Annotated in this window: 20 protein-coding genes; 6 read left to right on the plus strand and 14 right to left on the minus strand. The window is 42.2% G+C overall.

The window, feature by feature from the left end; translation table 11 throughout:
- Nucleotides 1-69 precede the first annotated feature (69 nt).
- The 12 genes from pdxJ to rpoE form a co-directional block, all read right to left on the minus strand.
- The gene (gene pdxJ, locus VQ643_RS11170) at nt 70-813 is read right to left on the minus strand and encodes a pyridoxine 5'-phosphate synthase (protein WP_414199861.1); all 744 of its coding nucleotides are present in this window, start codon (nt 811-813) and stop codon (nt 70-72) included.
- 1 nt (nt 814) lies between these two features.
- Nucleotides 815-1,492 carry a DNA repair protein RecO gene (gene recO / locus VQ643_RS11175; protein WP_414199862.1) on the minus strand — a complete coding sequence of 226 codons (678 nt, stop codon included), beginning with the start codon at nt 1,490-1,492 and terminating at the stop codon, nt 815-817.
- Nucleotides 1,493-1,501: 9 nt separating this feature from the next.
- Entirely contained in the window at nt 1,502-2,401 is a 900-nt protein-coding gene (era, locus tag VQ643_RS11180) for a GTPase Era (RefSeq protein ID WP_414199863.1), read from the minus strand.
- Complete coding sequence (gene rnc / locus VQ643_RS11185) at nt 2,394-3,089, minus strand: ribonuclease III (protein WP_414199864.1); 696 nt, start codon at nt 3,087-3,089, stop codon at nt 2,394-2,396. The genes era and rnc overlap by 8 nt, the downstream gene beginning before the upstream one ends.
- Nucleotides 3,086-3,469 (minus strand): DUF4845 domain-containing protein, encoded by a 384-nt coding sequence (locus tag VQ643_RS11190; RefSeq protein WP_414199865.1) that lies wholly within the window; start codon nt 3,467-3,469, stop codon nt 3,086-3,088. Before VQ643_RS11190 ends, rnc begins: the two co-directional genes overlap by 4 nt.
- 12 nt (nt 3,470-3,481) lie before the next feature.
- On the minus strand, nt 3,482-4,303 hold the full coding sequence (gene lepB / locus VQ643_RS11195) for a signal peptidase I (RefSeq protein ID WP_414199867.1): 822 nt from the start codon (nt 4,301-4,303) through the stop codon (nt 3,482-3,484).
- 5 nt (nt 4,304-4,308) lie between these two features.
- Nucleotides 4,309-6,108 carry a translation elongation factor 4 gene (gene lepA, locus VQ643_RS11200; RefSeq protein ID WP_414199868.1) on the minus strand — a complete coding sequence of 600 codons (1,800 nt, stop codon included), beginning with the start codon at nt 6,106-6,108 and terminating at the stop codon, nt 4,309-4,311.
- 153 nt (nt 6,109-6,261) lie between these two features.
- The gene (locus VQ643_RS11205; protein ID WP_414199869.1) at nt 6,262-7,695 is read right to left on the minus strand and encodes a DegQ family serine endoprotease; all 1,434 of its coding nucleotides are present in this window, start codon (nt 7,693-7,695) and stop codon (nt 6,262-6,264) included.
- A gap of 31 nt (nt 7,696-7,726) precedes the next feature.
- The gene (locus VQ643_RS11210; protein WP_414199870.1) at nt 7,727-8,176 is read right to left on the minus strand and encodes a SoxR reducing system RseC family protein; all 450 of its coding nucleotides are present in this window, start codon (nt 8,174-8,176) and stop codon (nt 7,727-7,729) included.
- Nucleotides 8,176-9,111 (minus strand): MucB/RseB C-terminal domain-containing protein, encoded by a 936-nt coding sequence (locus tag VQ643_RS11215; protein ID WP_414199871.1) that lies wholly within the window; start codon nt 9,109-9,111, stop codon nt 8,176-8,178. The genes VQ643_RS11210 and VQ643_RS11215 overlap by 1 nt, the downstream gene beginning before the upstream one ends.
- Before the next feature lie 3 nt (nt 9,112-9,114).
- Nucleotides 9,115-9,720 carry a sigma-E factor negative regulatory protein gene (locus VQ643_RS11220; RefSeq protein ID WP_414199872.1) on the minus strand — a complete coding sequence of 202 codons (606 nt, stop codon included), beginning with the start codon at nt 9,718-9,720 and terminating at the stop codon, nt 9,115-9,117.
- Nucleotides 9,721-9,749: 29 nt separating this feature from the next.
- Nucleotides 9,750-10,328: an RNA polymerase sigma factor RpoE gene (gene rpoE, locus VQ643_RS11225; protein WP_414199873.1), complete on the minus strand. Its 579-nt coding sequence runs from the start codon at nt 10,326-10,328 to the stop codon at nt 9,750-9,752.
- Nucleotides 10,329-10,564: 236 nt separating this feature from the next.
- Here rpoE and nadB point away from each other — a divergent pair, with 236 nt between their 5' ends.
- The gene (gene nadB, locus VQ643_RS11230; RefSeq protein WP_414199874.1) at nt 10,565-12,199 is read left to right on the plus strand and encodes an L-aspartate oxidase; all 1,635 of its coding nucleotides are present in this window, start codon (nt 10,565-10,567) and stop codon (nt 12,197-12,199) included.
- On the opposite strand, the gene VQ643_RS11235 is transcribed toward nadB, so the two are convergent.
- Together VQ643_RS11235 and VQ643_RS11240 are read right to left on the minus strand one after the other, a co-directional pair.
- Nucleotides 12,162-12,575: a protein YgfX gene (locus tag VQ643_RS11235; RefSeq protein ID WP_414199875.1), complete on the minus strand. Its 414-nt coding sequence runs from the start codon at nt 12,573-12,575 to the stop codon at nt 12,162-12,164. The two genes, nadB and VQ643_RS11235, sit on opposite strands and share 38 nt — an antisense overlap.
- A complete protein-coding gene (locus VQ643_RS11240; RefSeq protein ID WP_414199876.1) occupies nt 12,559-12,813 on the minus strand; it encodes a succinate dehydrogenase assembly factor 2 in 255 nt (84 codons plus the stop codon). The genes VQ643_RS11235 and VQ643_RS11240 overlap by 17 nt, the downstream gene beginning before the upstream one ends.
- Nucleotides 12,814-12,930: 117 nt before the next feature.
- On the opposite strand from VQ643_RS11240, the gene VQ643_RS11245 reads away from it, so the two are divergent.
- The 5 genes from VQ643_RS11245 (at nt 12,931) to VQ643_RS11265 (ending at nt 18,105) form a co-directional block, all read left to right on the plus strand.
- Nucleotides 12,931-13,875: a YgfZ/GcvT domain-containing protein gene (locus tag VQ643_RS11245; protein ID WP_414199877.1), complete on the plus strand. Its 945-nt coding sequence runs from the start codon at nt 12,931-12,933 to the stop codon at nt 13,873-13,875.
- Nucleotides 13,876-14,037: 162 nt separating this feature from the next.
- Entirely contained in the window at nt 14,038-15,033 is a 996-nt protein-coding gene (gene ubiU / locus VQ643_RS11250) for a ubiquinone anaerobic biosynthesis protein UbiU (protein ID WP_414199878.1), read from the plus strand.
- A gap of 8 nt (nt 15,034-15,041) precedes the next feature.
- Nucleotides 15,042-15,929, plus strand: coding sequence for a U32 family peptidase (locus VQ643_RS11255; RefSeq protein ID WP_414199879.1), 888 nt, complete (start codon nt 15,042-15,044; stop codon nt 15,927-15,929).
- On the plus strand, nt 15,922-16,407 hold the full coding sequence (gene ubiT, locus VQ643_RS11260; protein ID WP_414199880.1) for a ubiquinone anaerobic biosynthesis accessory factor UbiT: 486 nt from the start codon (nt 15,922-15,924) through the stop codon (nt 16,405-16,407). Before VQ643_RS11255 ends, ubiT begins: the two co-directional genes overlap by 8 nt.
- Nucleotides 16,408-16,644: 237 nt before the next feature.
- Nucleotides 16,645-18,105 (plus strand): hypothetical protein, encoded by a 1,461-nt coding sequence (locus VQ643_RS11265; RefSeq protein WP_414199882.1) that lies wholly within the window; start codon nt 16,645-16,647, stop codon nt 18,103-18,105.
- Nucleotides 18,106-18,141: the final 36 nt, after the last annotated feature.

Consider the following 18,141-nt stretch of genomic DNA (forward strand, 5'->3'; position numbering starts at 1 on the left):
AAAGATGAATAACTAGTCATAAAACATACGCTATTTCTATTTAGAATAACCAAGATTTTTCCGGTGCAATTAACGTTGGCTAGCGGCAATAATTAGCGCTTTCATTTCTTTTACCGCCTGAGGAAAACCTACAAATAGCGCATGAGCAACAATGGCATGTCCAATATTTAATTCATTAATGCCTTCAATGGCGGCAATAGGCTCTACATTTTGATAGTTCAATCCATGCCCTGCGTTAACACATAATCCTAAGCCTCGTGCATAGGTCACACTTTGCGTAATACGCTCAAGTTCTTGCGCTTGCTCCGCCTCTGTAGCAGCCTCAGCATAACGCCCTGTATGCAATTCAATAATATTGGCGCCCACTCGTTGAGCGGCAGCTATCTGCTCTTTATCCGGATCAATAAAAAGAGAAACCTGAGTGCCTACTTGATGCATTCGAGCAACTGCTTGCGCAATCCGTTGTTCTTGCCCGGCAACATCTAACCCACCTTCAGTGGTTAATTCTTGGCGAGTTTCAGGCACAAAACAGGCATGATGTGGACGTAACTCCTCAGCAATACTGAGCATTTCCTCGGTAACGCCCATCTCAAAGTTCATCCGTGTTTTAAGCACTTCACTAAGTACACGAACATCTCGATCTTGAATATGGCGACGATCTTCGCGCAAATGCACAGTAATGCCATCGGCACCTGCTTGCTCTGCATCTAGAGCTGCTTTAACAGGATCAGGATAGTTTGTACCACGTGCTTGACGCACAGTAGCTATATGGTCAATGTTGACACCCAGTAAAATTCGTTTTTCAAGATTCATGTTAAATATCCTTCAAACCCATAAAAAGCTCACGGCTAGCTAGTGGTTTAGTGCCTAATAATGGAGCCAGCGCCTGACGCATTAAACGTTTTGCCACTATCAGTGTTCGTTTATCCTGCCACTGCGCTTGTGCTAAGGCTAACAAATCTTCACCTTTAAAAGCGCCTGGCTTTAGCTGCGCCTGCATAACAAAGCCAGTATCATGCACTAGAGCATACCAAAGAGTAGCATCTATAGTAGCGCCTTGGGCATCATGAGTCAGTGAGAAACCATATCCTAGCTGCTCTAACAAACGCCATTCGAAAGTTCGCAATAAAGGCTCCACAGGATAATTATTAGCCAATGCTATTAAGCTACTTTGATATTGCTGAAAAATAATAGGCTGCGGGTCTTCTAAGGCAAGTAAACGCACTAATAACTCATTTAAATATAAGCCACAAAATAAAGTAGTGCCTTGCAATAACAAGAGCGGGCCCATAGACGCATGTTGTGCAATATTTTTTAGTTCGCCCCGGCCTTTTAATTCTATTTCGAGTAATGAGAAAGGGCGTATTTGTGAACCTTTTTGAGAGCGAGCGCCACGCAAGACCGCTCGCATGCGGCCTTGTTCAGTGAAAAGATCAACGAGCGCGCTGCTTTCTTTATAAGGCCGACTATGCAAAACATAGGCCGACAGCATAACTCGCCTCTAGGAGTCCAGATAACCTAATGAACGCAACGCTCGTTCATCATCGGACCAGCCAGATTTCACCTTAACCCAAAGATTAAGCATAATTTTTGAGCCAAACAATAGCTCCATATCCTTACGCGCTTCTTGACCAATTAATTTTAAACGTTCGCCTTTAGCACCAATTAAAATTTTCTTTTGGCCATCACGCTCAACCAGAATCAGCGCGTGAATATGCAAAATGCGCCCTTCTTGCTTGAAGTCTTCGATTTCTACTGTCATTTGATAAGGTAGCTCTGCACCTAACTGGCGTGTAATTTTTTCACGCACAATTTCTGCAGCAAGAAAACGACTGGAACGATCTGTGATCTGATCTTCAGGATAATAGTGCTCACTTTCTGGTAAGCAGGCAGTCACCAAGGCTTCCAAAGTCTCTACATTGCTGCTTTGTAGTGCGGAAATAGGAACTATCTCTGCATTAGGTAATTTTTCAGCCAACCAAGATAAGTGAGCCAGCAACTCCGCTTTATCCTCCATGCGATCAATTTTATTGACCGCAACAAAAACAGGGCAAGGCATATGACGGATTTTGTTGTATACCAACTCATCTTCATCCGTCCAACGTAAACGATCAACCACAAAGACCACCACATCCACATCACGTAATGCTTGTGATGCGCTACGATTCATGTATTGGTTTAATGCTGTTTCATTAAATTTATGCAGACCTGGCGTGTCCACATAAATAGCTTGCACCTGCCCTTGTGTTTTAATACCCAGCATATTATGCCGGGTTGTCTGAGGCTTACGCGAGGTAATGGCTAATTTTTGACCTAGAATATGGTTGATTAATGTAGACTTTCCTACATTAGGGCGCCCAACAATCGCAATATAACCACAACGGCTAACAACTTCACTCATGCTGAGCTCCATTTTCCACACCTAAAGCTACCAAGGCAGCACCTGCTGCAGCTTGCTCTGCAATACGGCGACTAGAACCAGAACCAAAGGTTTTTTCTTTTAACAAACTAATACCACACTCAACAGAGAATACACGACAATGAGGTTCTCCTTGAATATCAATCACATCATACGCTGGTAAATCGCAGCCTCGTGATTGAAGAAACTCTTGTAAACGTGTTTTAGGATCTTTATTAGTATCAACTAGCGTTAAACTTGAGAATTGATCTTCTAACCATGCTAAAACACGCTCACGCGCCACATCCATACCCGAATCAAGATAGATAGCGCCAATAATTGCTTCTACCGCATCTGCCAATATGGAGTCACGCCGAAAACCGCCGCTTTTTAACTCTCCCGAACCTAAGCGTAAATAATCACCCAAGTTAAAGCCACGGGCTAAAATAGCCAGCGTTTCTCCTTTTACGAGGCGTGCCCTAAGGCGCGAAAGCTGCCCTTCACGTGCCTGAGGAAATCGTTTAAATAAAGCTTCGCCAGCCGCAAAGTTAAGAATAGAGTCGCCTAGAAATTCTAGGCGCTCATTATTTTTACCCGAAAAACTGCGGTGAGTTACCGCAATAGTTAACAAGCTTAAATCTTTAAATTGATAGCCGAGCTTGCGCTCAAGCCTATTTAGAGGTTCACTCACTGTACACGCACACGATATTCTTGATTAAAGGTCATCACCACACCAATATTCTTTACTAGTGGGGTTTTACGTTCGTAGTCTAATTTAACTACAAACTCGCCACCAACTTGCTCCACTTTCATAATATCATCAACCTTCAAGTCTCTAATATTGTTAAGTGGTAAGCTTTTTTCTACATATGTATAAAAAGCATCTACTGTATCAATAGGCGAACCTTCTTTAGAAATTTTTTCGGCGCCTTTGATAATCTTTTCAATGGACAAATTATCCATATAAAAAGGCACTAACTTTACTGTAACCATCGCAAAAAAACCGACAACGGCCAATACGAATAGCGTTCCCCACAAGGTTGCACCTTTTTGTTGCTTAATTGTTTTCATGATTATCCCTAATTATTCAATTGCACCGGCACGTGAAAATGACGGTAAGTTTGTAAACTTCGGCGTAGGCCATGTCATCCAAATAACAGATGCTTTACCTACAATATTTTTGTCAGGCACAAAGCCCCAAGCACGGCTATCTAGTGAATTATCGCGATTATCGCCCATCATCAGATATTCTCCGTCTGGCACTTTAAATACTTGAGCTTCGCGTATATTACTTGATAATAACTTGCGAATAGTGTGTTTATGATCACCTAATGTTTCTTCATACAAAGCAATATTTTCAAAACTGCCTGTTTCATACTTTAAAAAACGCTCATCAATAAGCTGATCATTAATAACAAGGCGCTTATCCCGCGTATAGGTAACAACATCACCTGGCAAACCTACCACTCGTTTAATATAGTGCAGGCTTGGGTCAACGGGATATTTAAACACAACAACATCACCGCGCTTTAACTCATCTGTGGGTATAATTTTTTGATCAATAATTGGCAGTCGAATACCATAAGAAAATTTATTAACGACAATAAAATCGCCAACCTTTAATGTAGGCACCATCGACTCTGAAGGAATCTGAAATGGCTCAAATAAAAATGAACGCAAGACAAAAACAACGGCCAGTACAGGAAAAAAAGACTTCCCGTACTCCACCAGAACAGGAACTTTTTTTAGAGCTGCTAAATCTTCTTCTCTGCTTTGACTAACTTGTGATTCATATTGAGCAATAGCCTTGACACGTTTAGGCGCAAGCACTATACGGTCAAATAACGCTAATAATCCGCAAACAACAGTCGCAATAAAAAGTATTAAAGCAAAATCTAATGTCATAATCCCTACTCATCTACACGTAATACAGCCAAGAAGGCGGCTTGTGGTATTTCCACATTACCTACTTGCTTCATGCGTTTTTTACCTGCTTTTTGTTTTTCCAACAGTTTACGTTTACGGCTTACATCACCGCCATAACATTTAGCCAATACGTTTTTACGTAAGGCTTTAACTGTTGTACGCGCAATAACTTGTCCACCTAATGCTGCTTGAATGGCCACATCAAACATTTGCCGCGGAATCAGCTCTTTCATTTTTTCTGTTAGCAAGCGCCCTTTATGGACGGCTTTATCACGATGCACAATTAAAGCTAAGGCATCTACTTTTTCGCTATTAATCAACACATCTAAACGAGATAGATTAGCTGCCTGATAACGATCAAAAGAATAATCTAAAGAAGCATAACCACGACTAACCGACTTTAAGCGATCGAAAAAGTCTAATACGACCTCATTCATAGGCAGATCATAAACCACTTGGACCTGCGTACCTAAGAAGTGCATATCAGTTTGCACACCCCGTTTTTCAATACACAAGGTAATCACGTTACCTAAATGCTCTTGAGGTACCAAAATAGTCGCTTTTACAATAGGTTCGCGCATTTCTTGAATACCTGCTGGATCAGGCATTCGTGACGGGTTATCGACATAAATCACATCGCCATTTTTCATGACAGTTTCATAGACAACAGTCGGCGCTGTGGTAATTAAATCAAGATCATATTCGCGCTCTAAACGCTCTTGAATGATCTCCATATGCAACATACCCAAGAAGCCTATGCGAAAACCAAAACCTAAAGCTTCTGAACTTTCAGGCTCATATTGCAGCGCAGCATCATTTAGCGTTAAACGCTCTAGCGCATCGCGAAAATCTTCAAAATCATCTGAGCTGACAGGAAACAAACCTGCATAAACCTGTGGCTTGATGCGCTGAAAACCAGGCAGCATATCAACTTCTGGAGTATTGGATAGTGTCAGCGTATCACCAACGGGGGCTCCTTGAATCTCTTTAATACCCGCAATAATGAAACCAACTTCGCCAGCTTTAAGGTTGGCCATTTGCGTATGCTTAGGTGTAAACACGCCTACACTATCTACTTGGTGCACTTTACCAGTCGACTTAACTAAAATTTTATCGCCTTTTTTAACGCAACCATGTTTGACGCGAACCAGTGACACAACACCTAAATAATTATCAAACCATGAGTCAATAATTAATGCTTGCAAAGGTGCATCAATTTCGCCTTCTGGAGACGGTATAACCTGTACTAGACGCTCTAGTACATTATCTACACCCAGTCCCGTTTTCGCGCTACAAGTAACAGCGTCGGTGGCATCAATACCAATAACATGCTCAATTTCCTCTTGAACACGTAAAGGATCAGCCTGTGGTAAGTCAATTTTATTGAGCACAGGCATCACTTCCAACCCTTGCTCAATGGCGGTATAGCAGTTAGCTACAGATTGCGCTTCAACACCTTGGCCAGCGTCTACTACCAATAATGCGCCTTCGCAAGCAGCTAGCGAGCGGCTCACTTCATAGGTAAAGTCAACGTGACCAGGAGTGTCAATAAAGTTTAGCTGATAAACTTTACCGTCTTGCGCTTTATAATCTAGCGTTACGCTATGCGCTTTAATAGTGATGCCGCGCTCACGCTCAAGATCCATTGAATCAAGCACTTGAGCTGCCATTTCACGATCAGATAAGCCGCCACAAATTTGAATAAAACGATCAGCTAAGGTCGATTTACCATGATCAATATGCGCAATAATAGAAAAATTTCGGATATGACTTAAGTCACTCACAGAACATCACCCAGTTAAGTCTTACGGCCCAGTGCCGGTGAAGAGAAAATAGGAACGGAGTTTACATGATTTTTTATCTTTACGTCACCCAAGCTGAGCAAGTTGAAAAGTTATTCATAAAAAAAGCGGCTTAATCGCCGCTTTTTTCTGTATCTAGTTCAGTTTAAAGGTTAAGAAACTCGCCTGCCCATCTCGCAATACTCGCATTGAAATAGAGCGTTTCGGAGGTAAGTCTTTAGCTATTTTGGAAAACTGCTCTGCTGACTCAATGAGTTGATTATTTAAATGCGTAATGATATCGCCTGCTCGCAAGCCCATCATAGCTGCTGGACCATTAGATACCTGACTGATAACTACACCTTTTTTGATTCCTGCTTGTTTTTTCTGCTCTGCTGTTAAATCAACAATACTAATACCTAAACGGTTGTCCACGCTATTTGCAGATTTTCCTTTAGTAACAGCCATTTTAGGATCTGAAGGCATAGCCCCCACTTTGACATTAATGTTTTGCTTTTTACCATCACGCATAATTAACATCTTAGCCGTTGCTCCTGATTTTAAAGCCCCTACTAAATGAGGCAAATCAGCCGACATCACCACAGGATGATCATTTAATTCAAGAATGACATCCCCTACACGCAAAGCACTCTGCGCCGCAGGGCCATCTTCTACAATCTGTACCACTAATGCGCCAGAAGGTTTTTCTAAGCCAAAAGACTCTGCTAAGTCTTTATTAACCTCTTGAATCACTACACCCAGCCAGCCACGATCTACTGCGCCTGTTTCTTTTAGCTGGTTAGCGACATCCATAGCAACTTCCATAGGAATAGCAAATGATAACCCCATAAAGCCACCAGAGCGGGTAAAAATCTGGGAGTTAATACCTACCACTTCACCTTGCAAGTTAAATAATGGACCGCCTGAGTTACCTGGATTGATTGCAACATCCGTCTGGATAAAAGGCACATAGTTTTCATTGGGTAAATTACGCCCCTTAGCTGAAACGATCCCTTTCGTTACTGAATGATCAAAACCAAAAGGCGAACCAATAGCCAATACCCACTCGCCCACTTTAATTTCGTTGGACTTACCTACTTTAACCGTGGGTAAATTCTTGCCTTCAACTTTCAGTAAAGCTACGTCTGTACGTGGATCTGTGCCTATCAGTTTAGCTTCTAACTCGCTGCGATCCGATAAGCGCACAATGATTTCATCAGCATCAGCAATCACATGGTTGTTGGTTAAAATATAACCATCTGATGAAATAATAAAACCTGAGCCTAATGATTGTGCTTCGCGCTGCTGACCACGAGGCGCACCTTGGCCGCGCGGTACGCGTGGGATGCTTCTTTCAAAAAACTCTTGAAAAATAGGCGGCAAGCCTTCCATATCCGGCCCCATAAATGGCATCATTTCCATATCCGCCATCCTAGCATCTACTTTTTGTCTGGTACTAATATTGACAACAGCAGGCGCAGCCATCTCAACCAGCTTAGTAAAATCAGGCAGCTCTGCACGCACAGGATGACTTACAAGTAAGAAAAATGCAGTTGCGCTGGCAACAAATAACGATTTTATTTTCGACATCTAACCGTTCTCCAACTCAAATCCAATTCAATTAGCGTTTTTCTAAAGAGAGCTGTGCTCGTAAAACAATAGGCTGCATAGAGGAATTATCCTTATACCGACACCCATACCAACGCACAACCAATAAGCCCAAAACAAAGCCTAAACCACTTAACACTATAGTGAAAGGCTCAGATAATTCATAGAAAGCCCCTATAATAGCAAAGCTAAAAAAAGCCAATAAAGGCATAAGATAAGCTACTACTGAACTTTGTATGAGTAAATTTTCTGGAATACCAATAATGACAGTATCACCAATAGATAGTTGCAAATCACAAAGCACACGTATGATATTTTTTTGTTTATGAAGATTTAGTGTCTGAGCCAAACCTTGACCACAACCAGCCTTTAAAGAGCAACTCGTACAAGTACCACTGCGCGTAACCTCAACCCAAACTGAGTTGGCTTCTTGTTTTATAACAATAGCTTGTTCTTCTATCATTATTTTTCTTCTGAACAAACTGAAATAGCAATACGCTCTGCTGTCCCAATAGGTATTTCTCCGACAACAGTAGCCATTACATCTCTTTTTCCAGCGCAAACTTTACGCGCTGCAATAGCTGTAGGCCCCACTTGCAGCAGAATATCTTCTGCCACCTCACCATGGAGTGGTTCCACAAATACAGAAAAACTCGCCAACCCATCAGTGTAAGAGTAGCTGGTAAAACTAGGTTGCTTTTGCTGATTAAACTCTTGCATTGCACTGTGCAGTAAAAAGCCTGTTGGAAGCCAAGCAGGCACCCAGTCTAAGGAAACAGGCGTTGCCTCATTAACGGGTGAAACAATGCAGCTCTCACTGCCTTTAATGTGTGTTAAATCTATATCTGCCAGTTCAAAGCTAGCGTATTGAAAGCGCTCTAACAATTGCCCTTCAGAAGTAAGCATTAACGACATCAAAGGAATAGATGTCTGTTCATCAAGATAGAGCTCATAGGCGTATCTATGCTGATCTCGTGGCATCAACAACAACACTATCGTATTGCGTCCAGCCACGCGTGAATAACCTAAAATACTTGGCGCATAGAAACGAGCAAGCTGCTTATTTTCTAACTTAATTGAAGCACTTAAGCGTTCTGGGGTAGCCGTGGCTTCTTGATCAGCACTAGAACAAACTACCTGAGCATTTTGATAAACCACTTCATAAGCAGGCCCATTGAGCTGTAAGTAACGCTCGCTTACACCTTTCTCACTTATCTGATGCCAGACCTGATGCGTGGAAAAAACGCCCTGACGTTCGTAAACAAAGATTCCCTTGTAATCATGCTCAGTGGGAGCCTGCTGAAAACGCTCCAGCCAATCATTTGCTCGTTGATCAGGTGCGCCTTGCGCTACAGCTAGAGTCGAAAAAACAGCCAGACTCAAAGCAGCTAATCGCATAAATTAATTCCCTTCTACACTCGCTGCACGAGCAAATGGGATACCAACTTCGTTTGCTTGCGCGGGAGCCTGTTGTGCATGGCGACGAAAATATTCAGGTAAGCGCTGTTCATACCATGTTTGCCCGCTGACTACTTCGGCAATAGGTGAGGGAGAACTGTTATCTCGATTAAAACCTGCCAGCTCAACCAGCGGCGGCAATTTCACATCATTAACAGGCGTTACTTCCTGAGTGTGTGCAACCATTTTTGCTGTATTAACGGCATCTTGATTATAAAAGCGTACTCCAGCCAGAACCGCCAGTGTTACAGACGCAGCCACCGCAAAACGCCCCATCACCTGTAATGGACGAGATTTTTTAGTGCTTGCTGCTATAGGCGCTTGCTGATCAAAGTTTTCATTCTCAATAGCTGCCATGATGCTTGATGACAAATCTACTTGCGGCATAACAAACTCTTGGCGCATTGCAGCACGCGCCATATGGTAACGTGACCATGTTGCTCGCACTTCAGTATCGTCAATGTCTTTTAGGACGCGCTGCAGCTGAAGATCATCCGCCTCGTTATCCATTAATGCAGAAATTGACTGCTGTAGAGTTTCATTATTCATTGCAAACCTCACTTGGCTCTCACCAAACATTAAGCTTCATGCAACAACGGCTTTAAAGCTTTATCAACTGCTTCTCGCGCACGAAAAATTCGCGAGCGCACAGTTCCAACTGGACATTGCATAACCGCTGCAATATCTTCATAACTTAGCCCTTCATACTCACGTAAAGTTAAGGCAACACGTAAATCTTCAGGTAACTGACGGATGCTACGTTGTACAGTGTCATTAATTTCATCACGTAACATTAGTCGCTCTGGGGATTCCATGTCTTTTAGTGCATGATCACCCTCAAAGAATTCTGCTTCTTCAGCATCAACATCGCTACTTGGTGGACGTCGATTGCGTGAGACCAAATAATTCTTAGCTGTGTTGATAGCAATACGGTATAACCAGGTATAAAAGGCACTATCACCACGAAAATTAGCTAAGGCTCTATAGGCTTTAATAAAAGCTTCTTGAGCTACGTCTTGCGCTTCGTGTGGATCATGCACAAAGCGAACTATTAATCCCATAATACGGTGCTGGTATTTGAGCACCAACATATCAAATGCGCGCTTATCACCTTTTTGGACGCGCTCAACCAGTTTCTGGTCTTCATCAGGCGTCATGTACACTCCTCAAAATAAAAAGGTCTACTTTACGCGCCAGTAAATCGGCTAAGTAACCAGGTAAAACCTTACGTAAAAGCAACCTGCGCATAAAAACTTTGATAGAAATCTTAACACTTTATTATGCACATCTGTATTGAGTAAGTATTGCTCAAAAAGTTCCCACATAAATCTCAATGTTTTTTCTACCCATTACAAGCATATACTATTGTTACCCCTTTTGTGGATGTATCAACATGAGCCAACACATAAAGCACGATGTACTTATCATTGGTAGTGGCGCCGCCGGTTTAACCGCTGCACTCAATTTACCTTCTGAGCTCAAGGTAGCTGTTATTAGTAAAGGTGACTTTGCTAATGGTTCGACCTATTGGGCACAAGGAGGCGTTGCCGCCGTACTTGATGAAGCAGACAGTGTTGATGCGCATTTAGATGATACCCTGATTGCTGGTGCGGGATTATGTGATCCAGACGCTGTACGCTTTACCATTGAAAATAGCAGTAAAGCCATTCATTGGCTGATTCAGCAAGGGGTGCCTTTTACACCAACTGATAATATAGACGACTCTAGTTTTAACTTTCACTTAACCCGTGAAGGTGGTCATAGCTTTCGCCGCATCATCCATGCTGCTGATGCTACAGGTGCAGCTATTTTCAAAACCTTGCTTGAACAAGTAAAACAACGCTCTAATATTCAGCTATTGGATAATCAAGTGGCGTTAGATTTGATTACCAGTAACAAGCTCAAACGCTCAGGCAATCAATGCTTAGGCGCTTATATTTTAAATTTAAAAACTCAGCAAGTGGACACTCATGCAGCTCGCTTTACCGTGCTGGCTACGGGGGGAGCAGCTAAAGTTTATCTTTATACCAGTAACCCTGATGGTGCCTCTGGCGATGGTATTGCAATGGCATGGCGTGCAGGCTGCCAAGTAGGCAACCTTGAATTCAACCAATTTCACCCTACTTGCCTGTATCACCCGCAAGCGAAAAACTTTTTGATTAGTGAAGCCTTACGTGGTGAAGGCGCGTTGTTACGACTCCCCAACGGTGAGCCTTTTATGCAGCGTTTTGACCCTCGTTTGGAATTAGCCCCTCGCGATATTGTTGCCCGGGCAATTGACCATGAAATGAAGCGGCTAGGCATTGATTGTGTCTATTTAGATATCAGCCATAAGCCTGCAGACTTTATAAAATCGCATTTTCCTACGATCTATCAGCGTTGCTTAGATTTTTCTATTGATATTACGCGACAAGCCATACCTGTTGTTCCTGCTGCACATTATACCTGCGGTGGCGTTAAGGTAGATCAGCATGGACTAACGAATATTAATAATTTATATGCTATTGGCGAAACCAGCTTCACTGGACTACATGGTGCCAACCGATTAGCCAGTAATTCATTGTTAGAATGCATTGTGTACGGACAATCTAGTGCCGCCCATATTAGCCAAACCTTTGAAGCCAGCTCTATGCCAGAGCAACTTCCCACATGGGATGCCAGCCAAGTAACAGATTCTGATGAAGATGTCATTATTGCCCATAACTGGGACGAACTCCGGCGTTTTATGTGGAACTATGTTGGCATAGTCCGTACCGATAAGCGCTTATTAAGGGCTTTGCACCGAATAGAACTGCTCTTAGCAGAAATTCATGAGTTTTATAGTAACTATAAGGTCAGTCGCGACCTAATTGAATTACGCAATCTAGCCCAGGTAGCTGAACTTATTATTCGCTGCGCTATTGAACGTAAAGAAAGCCGCGGGCTGCATTTTACCTTGGATCACCCTGAAACCAAGACACAAGCAATAGACACTGTATTAACACCAGGTGTTAACGGGCAAAGCGTAAAAATACGCGCAAACGCTTAAATTCTTGCAATGATGTTGCGGCTTTCCAGATTACAACTGTATGGCAAAGGGTACTGTGTGGCTGTCGATAAACGACTACTACTAAAAACGCCCAAAGGACTGTTTTGCCATCTATGCTAATCGGCTGCCAAGTATTTTTCTTATAAATAAACCATTGTTCTTTAACATAACGAATGGCACCTCTTTTATTCTTTTGCGTCTTAACTTCTAGCCATACGAGGAATAATAAGAGTAAATTTACCGCAATGATCTGCCCTATACTTAAGCGCGTTAACCAAGGCGCAATAAAGGCGCAGCTATAGATAGCAAGCCTGCAAGCTAAGTCATACTTGCAAGCTTGCCAGCGGCAAATAAAATTTTTATTTTGGCTGGACACGGTCAAGCATCATGCGCACTATATGACGCAAATCTGGATCTTCTGGCTCATTACGCTGCATAAACCAACCGAACATATCTTGGTCTTCACAGTTAATCAGCTTGCGGTAACGTGCTTGATCTTCTTCACTTAATGTAGGATAAACCTGCTCAGTGAAAGGCACTAACAAGACGTCCAGCTCTAGCATGCCACGACGACTATGCCACATAAGACGTTTTAAATCATTTTCAGCAACCATTATCAGACTCCTTAGCAATTTCCTTAGTATAAGCGACTAGAATGCGAACCGCACCCGCTGACAACTGATCTTTTGCACTCTATGATGAGCCTATGCAAATTAACTTGAGAGACTATCATGAGTAGTACCCCACTTTTTACCTTATTATCCCATGAAGGTCTGCTATCTATTCGCGGCATTGATGCGAAACAGTTTTTACAAGGACAACTTACTTGTAACCTCAATTACCTAGATGATGCACGTTCCAGCTTAGGTGCTCGCTGCACCCCAAAAGGACGCATGTTATCTAACTTTAGAATAGTGCAAGAAGCCGATGGCTATTTGCTTGCCATGGATAAAAGCTTAGTTGAATTACAGCTCAATGAATTAAAAAAATACGCTGTATTTTCCAAATCAACACTAACTGATGCCACTGAACAATGGGTACGTTTTGGCTTGTATCAGCCTGAGCCAATGTTAGAGGTGCTGGGCATTGAGTTAGCTAAGCAAGCCAATAGTGTAGCCCATGCCAACCAAATGCTCGCTATACGTATTAATGATGACCATTGTGAGTTATGGGCCGATGCTGATTATGCTGCCTGCTTACATAAACGTTTAGCGAACCATATGCAAGAAACCGATCTTAACTTCTGGAAGCTGGGGTTAATTCGTGCCGGCATTGGCTTAGTTAACGCAAACACTAGCGACAGTTTTATTCCACAACTATTTAACATGCCTGCACTAGATGCCGTAAGCTTCAAAAAAGGTTGTTATACAGGACAAGAAATTGTGGCTCGTATGCAATATTTAGGCAAATTAAAGCGCCACTTACACCGTTTTCTAATCAACACGGATCAGCTACCTAAATTAGGTACCAGTATTGTATCTGCAACTAGCAAAGGTGCTGTGGGTGAAATCGTCAGCGCCGCTTTAAATGAAACACAGCAAGTAGAGATCCTAGCCATAGTGCCTGAGCAAGCCTTTGAAGCCGATCAACTGATCGTAGACAATGATCAAGGGCTAGCTTTGCAACTCCTTGACCTGCCTTACAGCATAGATGCTGACAAAGAAATTCAACGATAATGACCTAGGGCGAGCAATCGCCCTTAATTTTATAAGGTTATTGATACCTATCAAGCTCACATTTGTTTTAGCCATTAGCATGACCTAAATGTTTCAAGCGACACTGTCAGTTTCAAGCAGTTCTGCCAGTTTTGCTTAGTGTCAATCGCTATGGAGAGACCTATGCAATTGGTTTGCCCAGCAGGAAGCCTTCCCGCCTTAAAAGCCGCAGTGCGCCAAGGCGCAGACGCCGTTTATGTTGGATTTAAAGATGATACCAATGCCCGTCATTTTGCAGGTTTAAACTTCACTGACAAGCACCTTGAACAGGGGCTAGACGTTATTCGTAAAGCGCAACGCAAAATGTATATTGCAATTAATACCTTTGCTAACCCCACTGCTTGGCAACGCTGGCAACGTGCAGTTGATCAAGCGGCTGACTTAGGTGTTGATGCATTAATTGTAGCCGACCTTGCTGTGCTGGCCTATGCGGCTAAAACTTATCCTGATTTAAACCTACATCTTTCTGTACAAGGCAGTGCTACAAATCCTGCTGCTTTAAGTTTTTATCAAACAGGGTACAACATTAAACGAGCCGTTCTTCCTAGAGTTCTGTCTCTTGCGCAAGTTAAACAAGTAGCTGAAAACAGCCCCGTTGATATTGAAGTATTTGCATTTGGCAGCCTCTGCATCATGGCAGAAGGACGTTGTCACTTATCCTCTTATTTAACCGCTAAATCACCTAACCTATGCGGCGTATGTTCTCCGGCTGGGTCTGTACGCTGGCAACAAACAGCTACCCACTTGGAAGCACGTTTAAACGATGTATTAATTGATAAATACACTACAAACGAAGCGGCAGGTTATCCAACGCTGTGCAAAGGGCGATTTTTAATAGATGGTGAAATTCGCCATGCTTTAGAAGAACCCACCAGTTTAAACACTATGGATTTACTTCCTGAACTGGCTGCCATGGGCGTTAAAGCCGTTAAAATTGAAGGTCGCCAGCGCAGCCCAGCTTATACAGAAAAAGTAACTCAGGTTTGGCGTAGTGCTTTAGATAGATTCGAGCAAAACCCTGCAAACTACAGTGTTGACCCACAATGGACACGCGCACTGGCAGGTATTTCAGAAGGTTCACAAACCACCTTAGGCGCCTATGAGCGCGCTTGGCAGTAGAGGCTATTATGCAGCTGACTATTGGTCCGATTTTATTTTACTGGCACAAAGAGAAGGTTGAAGCGTTTTATCATTCCCTCAGCCAACTTAACCTAGGCAGTATCTATTTAGGTGAAACTGTTTGCGCGAAACGCCGTGAACTTTCCCTTGAAGACTACATTACTTTAGCACGCACTATCAGCCAAACCAGTAATGCACAAATTGTTTTATCCAGCTTAGCTTTACTAGAAGCAAACTCTGAGTTAAATAGCCTAAAAAAACTATGTTCTCAAACTGACTTTTTAATAGAAGCAAATGATATGGCAGCTGTGCATTTTTGCCATGAACAGCAACTACCTTTTATCGCAGGTCCTGCACTTAACATTTACAACGCTTACGCCTTAGCTGAACTGATTAATTGTGGAATGCAACGCTGGGTCGCCCCCGTTGAGTGCTCGGGATTACAAATCCAGCAAACTTTAGCGCAGTTAGATGATTTGGGGATTAAACGCCCTGAAGTGGAAGTATTTAGCTATGGGCACTTACCACTCGCCTATTCTGCCCGCTGTTTTACTGCACGCGCAGAAAATCGCCCTAAAGATCAATGTAAGCGCTGCTGTATTCGCTACCCAGAAGGCATTGAAGTTTTTAGCCAAGAACAACAAAAGCTCTTTGCTTTAAATGGTATTCAAACGCTTTCTGGTCAAGTACAGAATCTTATTAGTGATGTAGCAGCTATGCGCCAAGCTGGTATTACTCATGCGCGCTTAAGCCCAAGAGCGGAGGGTTTTATAGAGACTATTAAGCAATGGCAAGCCGTACTCAATGGTGCTTGCGCCCCCTTACCAACAAATGACTGCAATGGTTACTGGCATGGGAAAGCAGGTATGTTTCACCTAGGAGATCAACATGCATAACCAATTAACACAGCTCTTGCTGAAAACAGGCGATAAACTTTTACCCATCACCGCTTTTATTCCTTTTCCAATCCAACGTTTTACATTAGAAAAAAGTCTAAACCATTTTTTTCAAAGCGCTATTGAAGATGGCTTATTTGATTTGCTTGCACAACGTTGGCTGAAACTTAGCATTAGGGATCTGAATTTAAGTTGGTGCATTACCTTAACAGCTCATCAGCAGTTAATCATTACCCAAAATACTTGCCATGAAGTAGAAATCAAAGGTAACTGGCGCGATTTTTTAGCATTAGCTAGCCGCCAAGAAGACCCAGATACTTTATTCTTTCGTCGCCGGTTACAAATTACAGGAGACACTGAATTAGGCTTAGGCGTGAAAAATCTGATTGATAGCCTTGATCCTGACATATTGCCAAGCTGGCTATGGCACAGCCTGCAATACTTAGGAAAACAGCTCAAAGCACAACAAGCAGCATAAAAATAACACTCGTCAATATCAATATGGGCTTATAAAAAATTACCTTACTTAAATACACAAATACGCGCAATTAAGTAAGGTAGTTCACAAGCAAGAAAATTGCTCATATTTTCCTATTTTCAACATGAAATATCAGTAGTATATAGACTTGTTCTACTTAAATAATTTCCTCTAAGCACTTTAAGTTTAGATTAAGAACGCACAGACCATCTATTATTTAATCAGTAAAATTATATTATGAAGATTGGCGATATATTCAATTATTATGACGATGCAAAGAAAAAATATTCTGCGCTTCAAGTGGTCAATATTGAGCACAATGCATCAAATCAAAAGCCACACTATATTCTTTTAGCTTTAGATTATTGGGCACAAACCCCTTTATCTCCAGCAGAAATTTCTACGCTCGTGCCTTTCTGGAAAGATCACCACTCATGGAATGGTTGTTATACATTTAAGCGGTGTGAAGGTGATTACCCAGAAAATTACACCTTGGTAGGCAATACTGCGCCTTTAGCACTGCCAGAGCAGGAAATAACCTTATCTAGTTGGAGTTACTGTTGCCTGCAAATTTCCTTACAAAAAGCGTGGGATCGTTTGCCTGATACATTCAAGCACAGATACAAAGAAACTAATGCTAGAGAATCTAATTACAGGCAAAAGGAAGATGACGCCCAGCTTCCTTTTGAATTGCTCTCTACCTTAGCGCTTACAAGCTTAGAAGTACGAGGAGCACAAGATGGGCTTATTGAGTTTCTTGCCTCACATCCACAGGTTACAAAACTAACCTGGTTAAATTGCCCTGCTATCACTATAGATTTAAGTGCTACTGGGGTTAGAGATCTTTTTATAGACAGCGACAGCCTTCAAGCACTACATCTGCCTGATGAGTTAGAAGGCATTCACTTTATACAGACTATTCCTAAAAATCTAAAAATTATCCCGCATCCCGCCAACAGAGCAATACAGATACGCACAATCAACACTGAAGGTTTAGAGGCTTTTCAACAAATATTTGTTGACGAATTAAATATCAGAAATCAAGCGTCTACCATGTTCATGAAACCTATTGTATCTTATTTACCGCATTTGACTACGCTACGGCTGTGGGGAAATTTACATACTATAGATGCCATAGGGGAACTGAAGCGTTTGACTCGTTTGCAGTGGCTCACGATGCAAGATGTCTTTGGCTTTACAGGTTTAGAATTTCCATCAAAAGCTGAACTTCCTACAATTCAGTGTATTTGGATGGATAGTGTTCCTGAAGATGCTGCCAAAAAAGTGAAGAAGGAATTTAAGGATATTAATCTTTGGATTACTAAAGGCCGAAAACCTAATTGGGTAGAAGCAAACCTGAACAACCCATTTCGAAGCTGGGACGGAGATGAGCATATACCGGCTGCTCGCAGCAAAAAGGCCACAGCTATTTTTGTAGTGCTCTCTCAGAAAGTAAGCAAGATACTACAAGAAAATACAGCTCCTGAGCATATCCAAGCCATCGCTGAAGAGCTTGTTATTGAATTCTGTTCTGCTTTTGCAAAGATGAGCAAACGTAGCGATTGGATAGATACTGTTATCCGCGAGCAAATTGGTGATGCCTTGGATCTGCTGCTTGAACCTTTAGAGAAAACCTACCCTAAACACATTAAGCGAAACAAGATAGATAAGCTATTTGAAAGCGCTATCGACTTTTAGCCTTTAAACCCTGAGGTTTACTGTTTACCTAGACGA

It is taken from the genome of Pseudomonas sp. F1_0610, from assembly GCF_047470865.1.
Lineage (GTDB): Bacteria > Pseudomonadota > Gammaproteobacteria > Pseudomonadales > Pseudomonadaceae > JAZDRH01.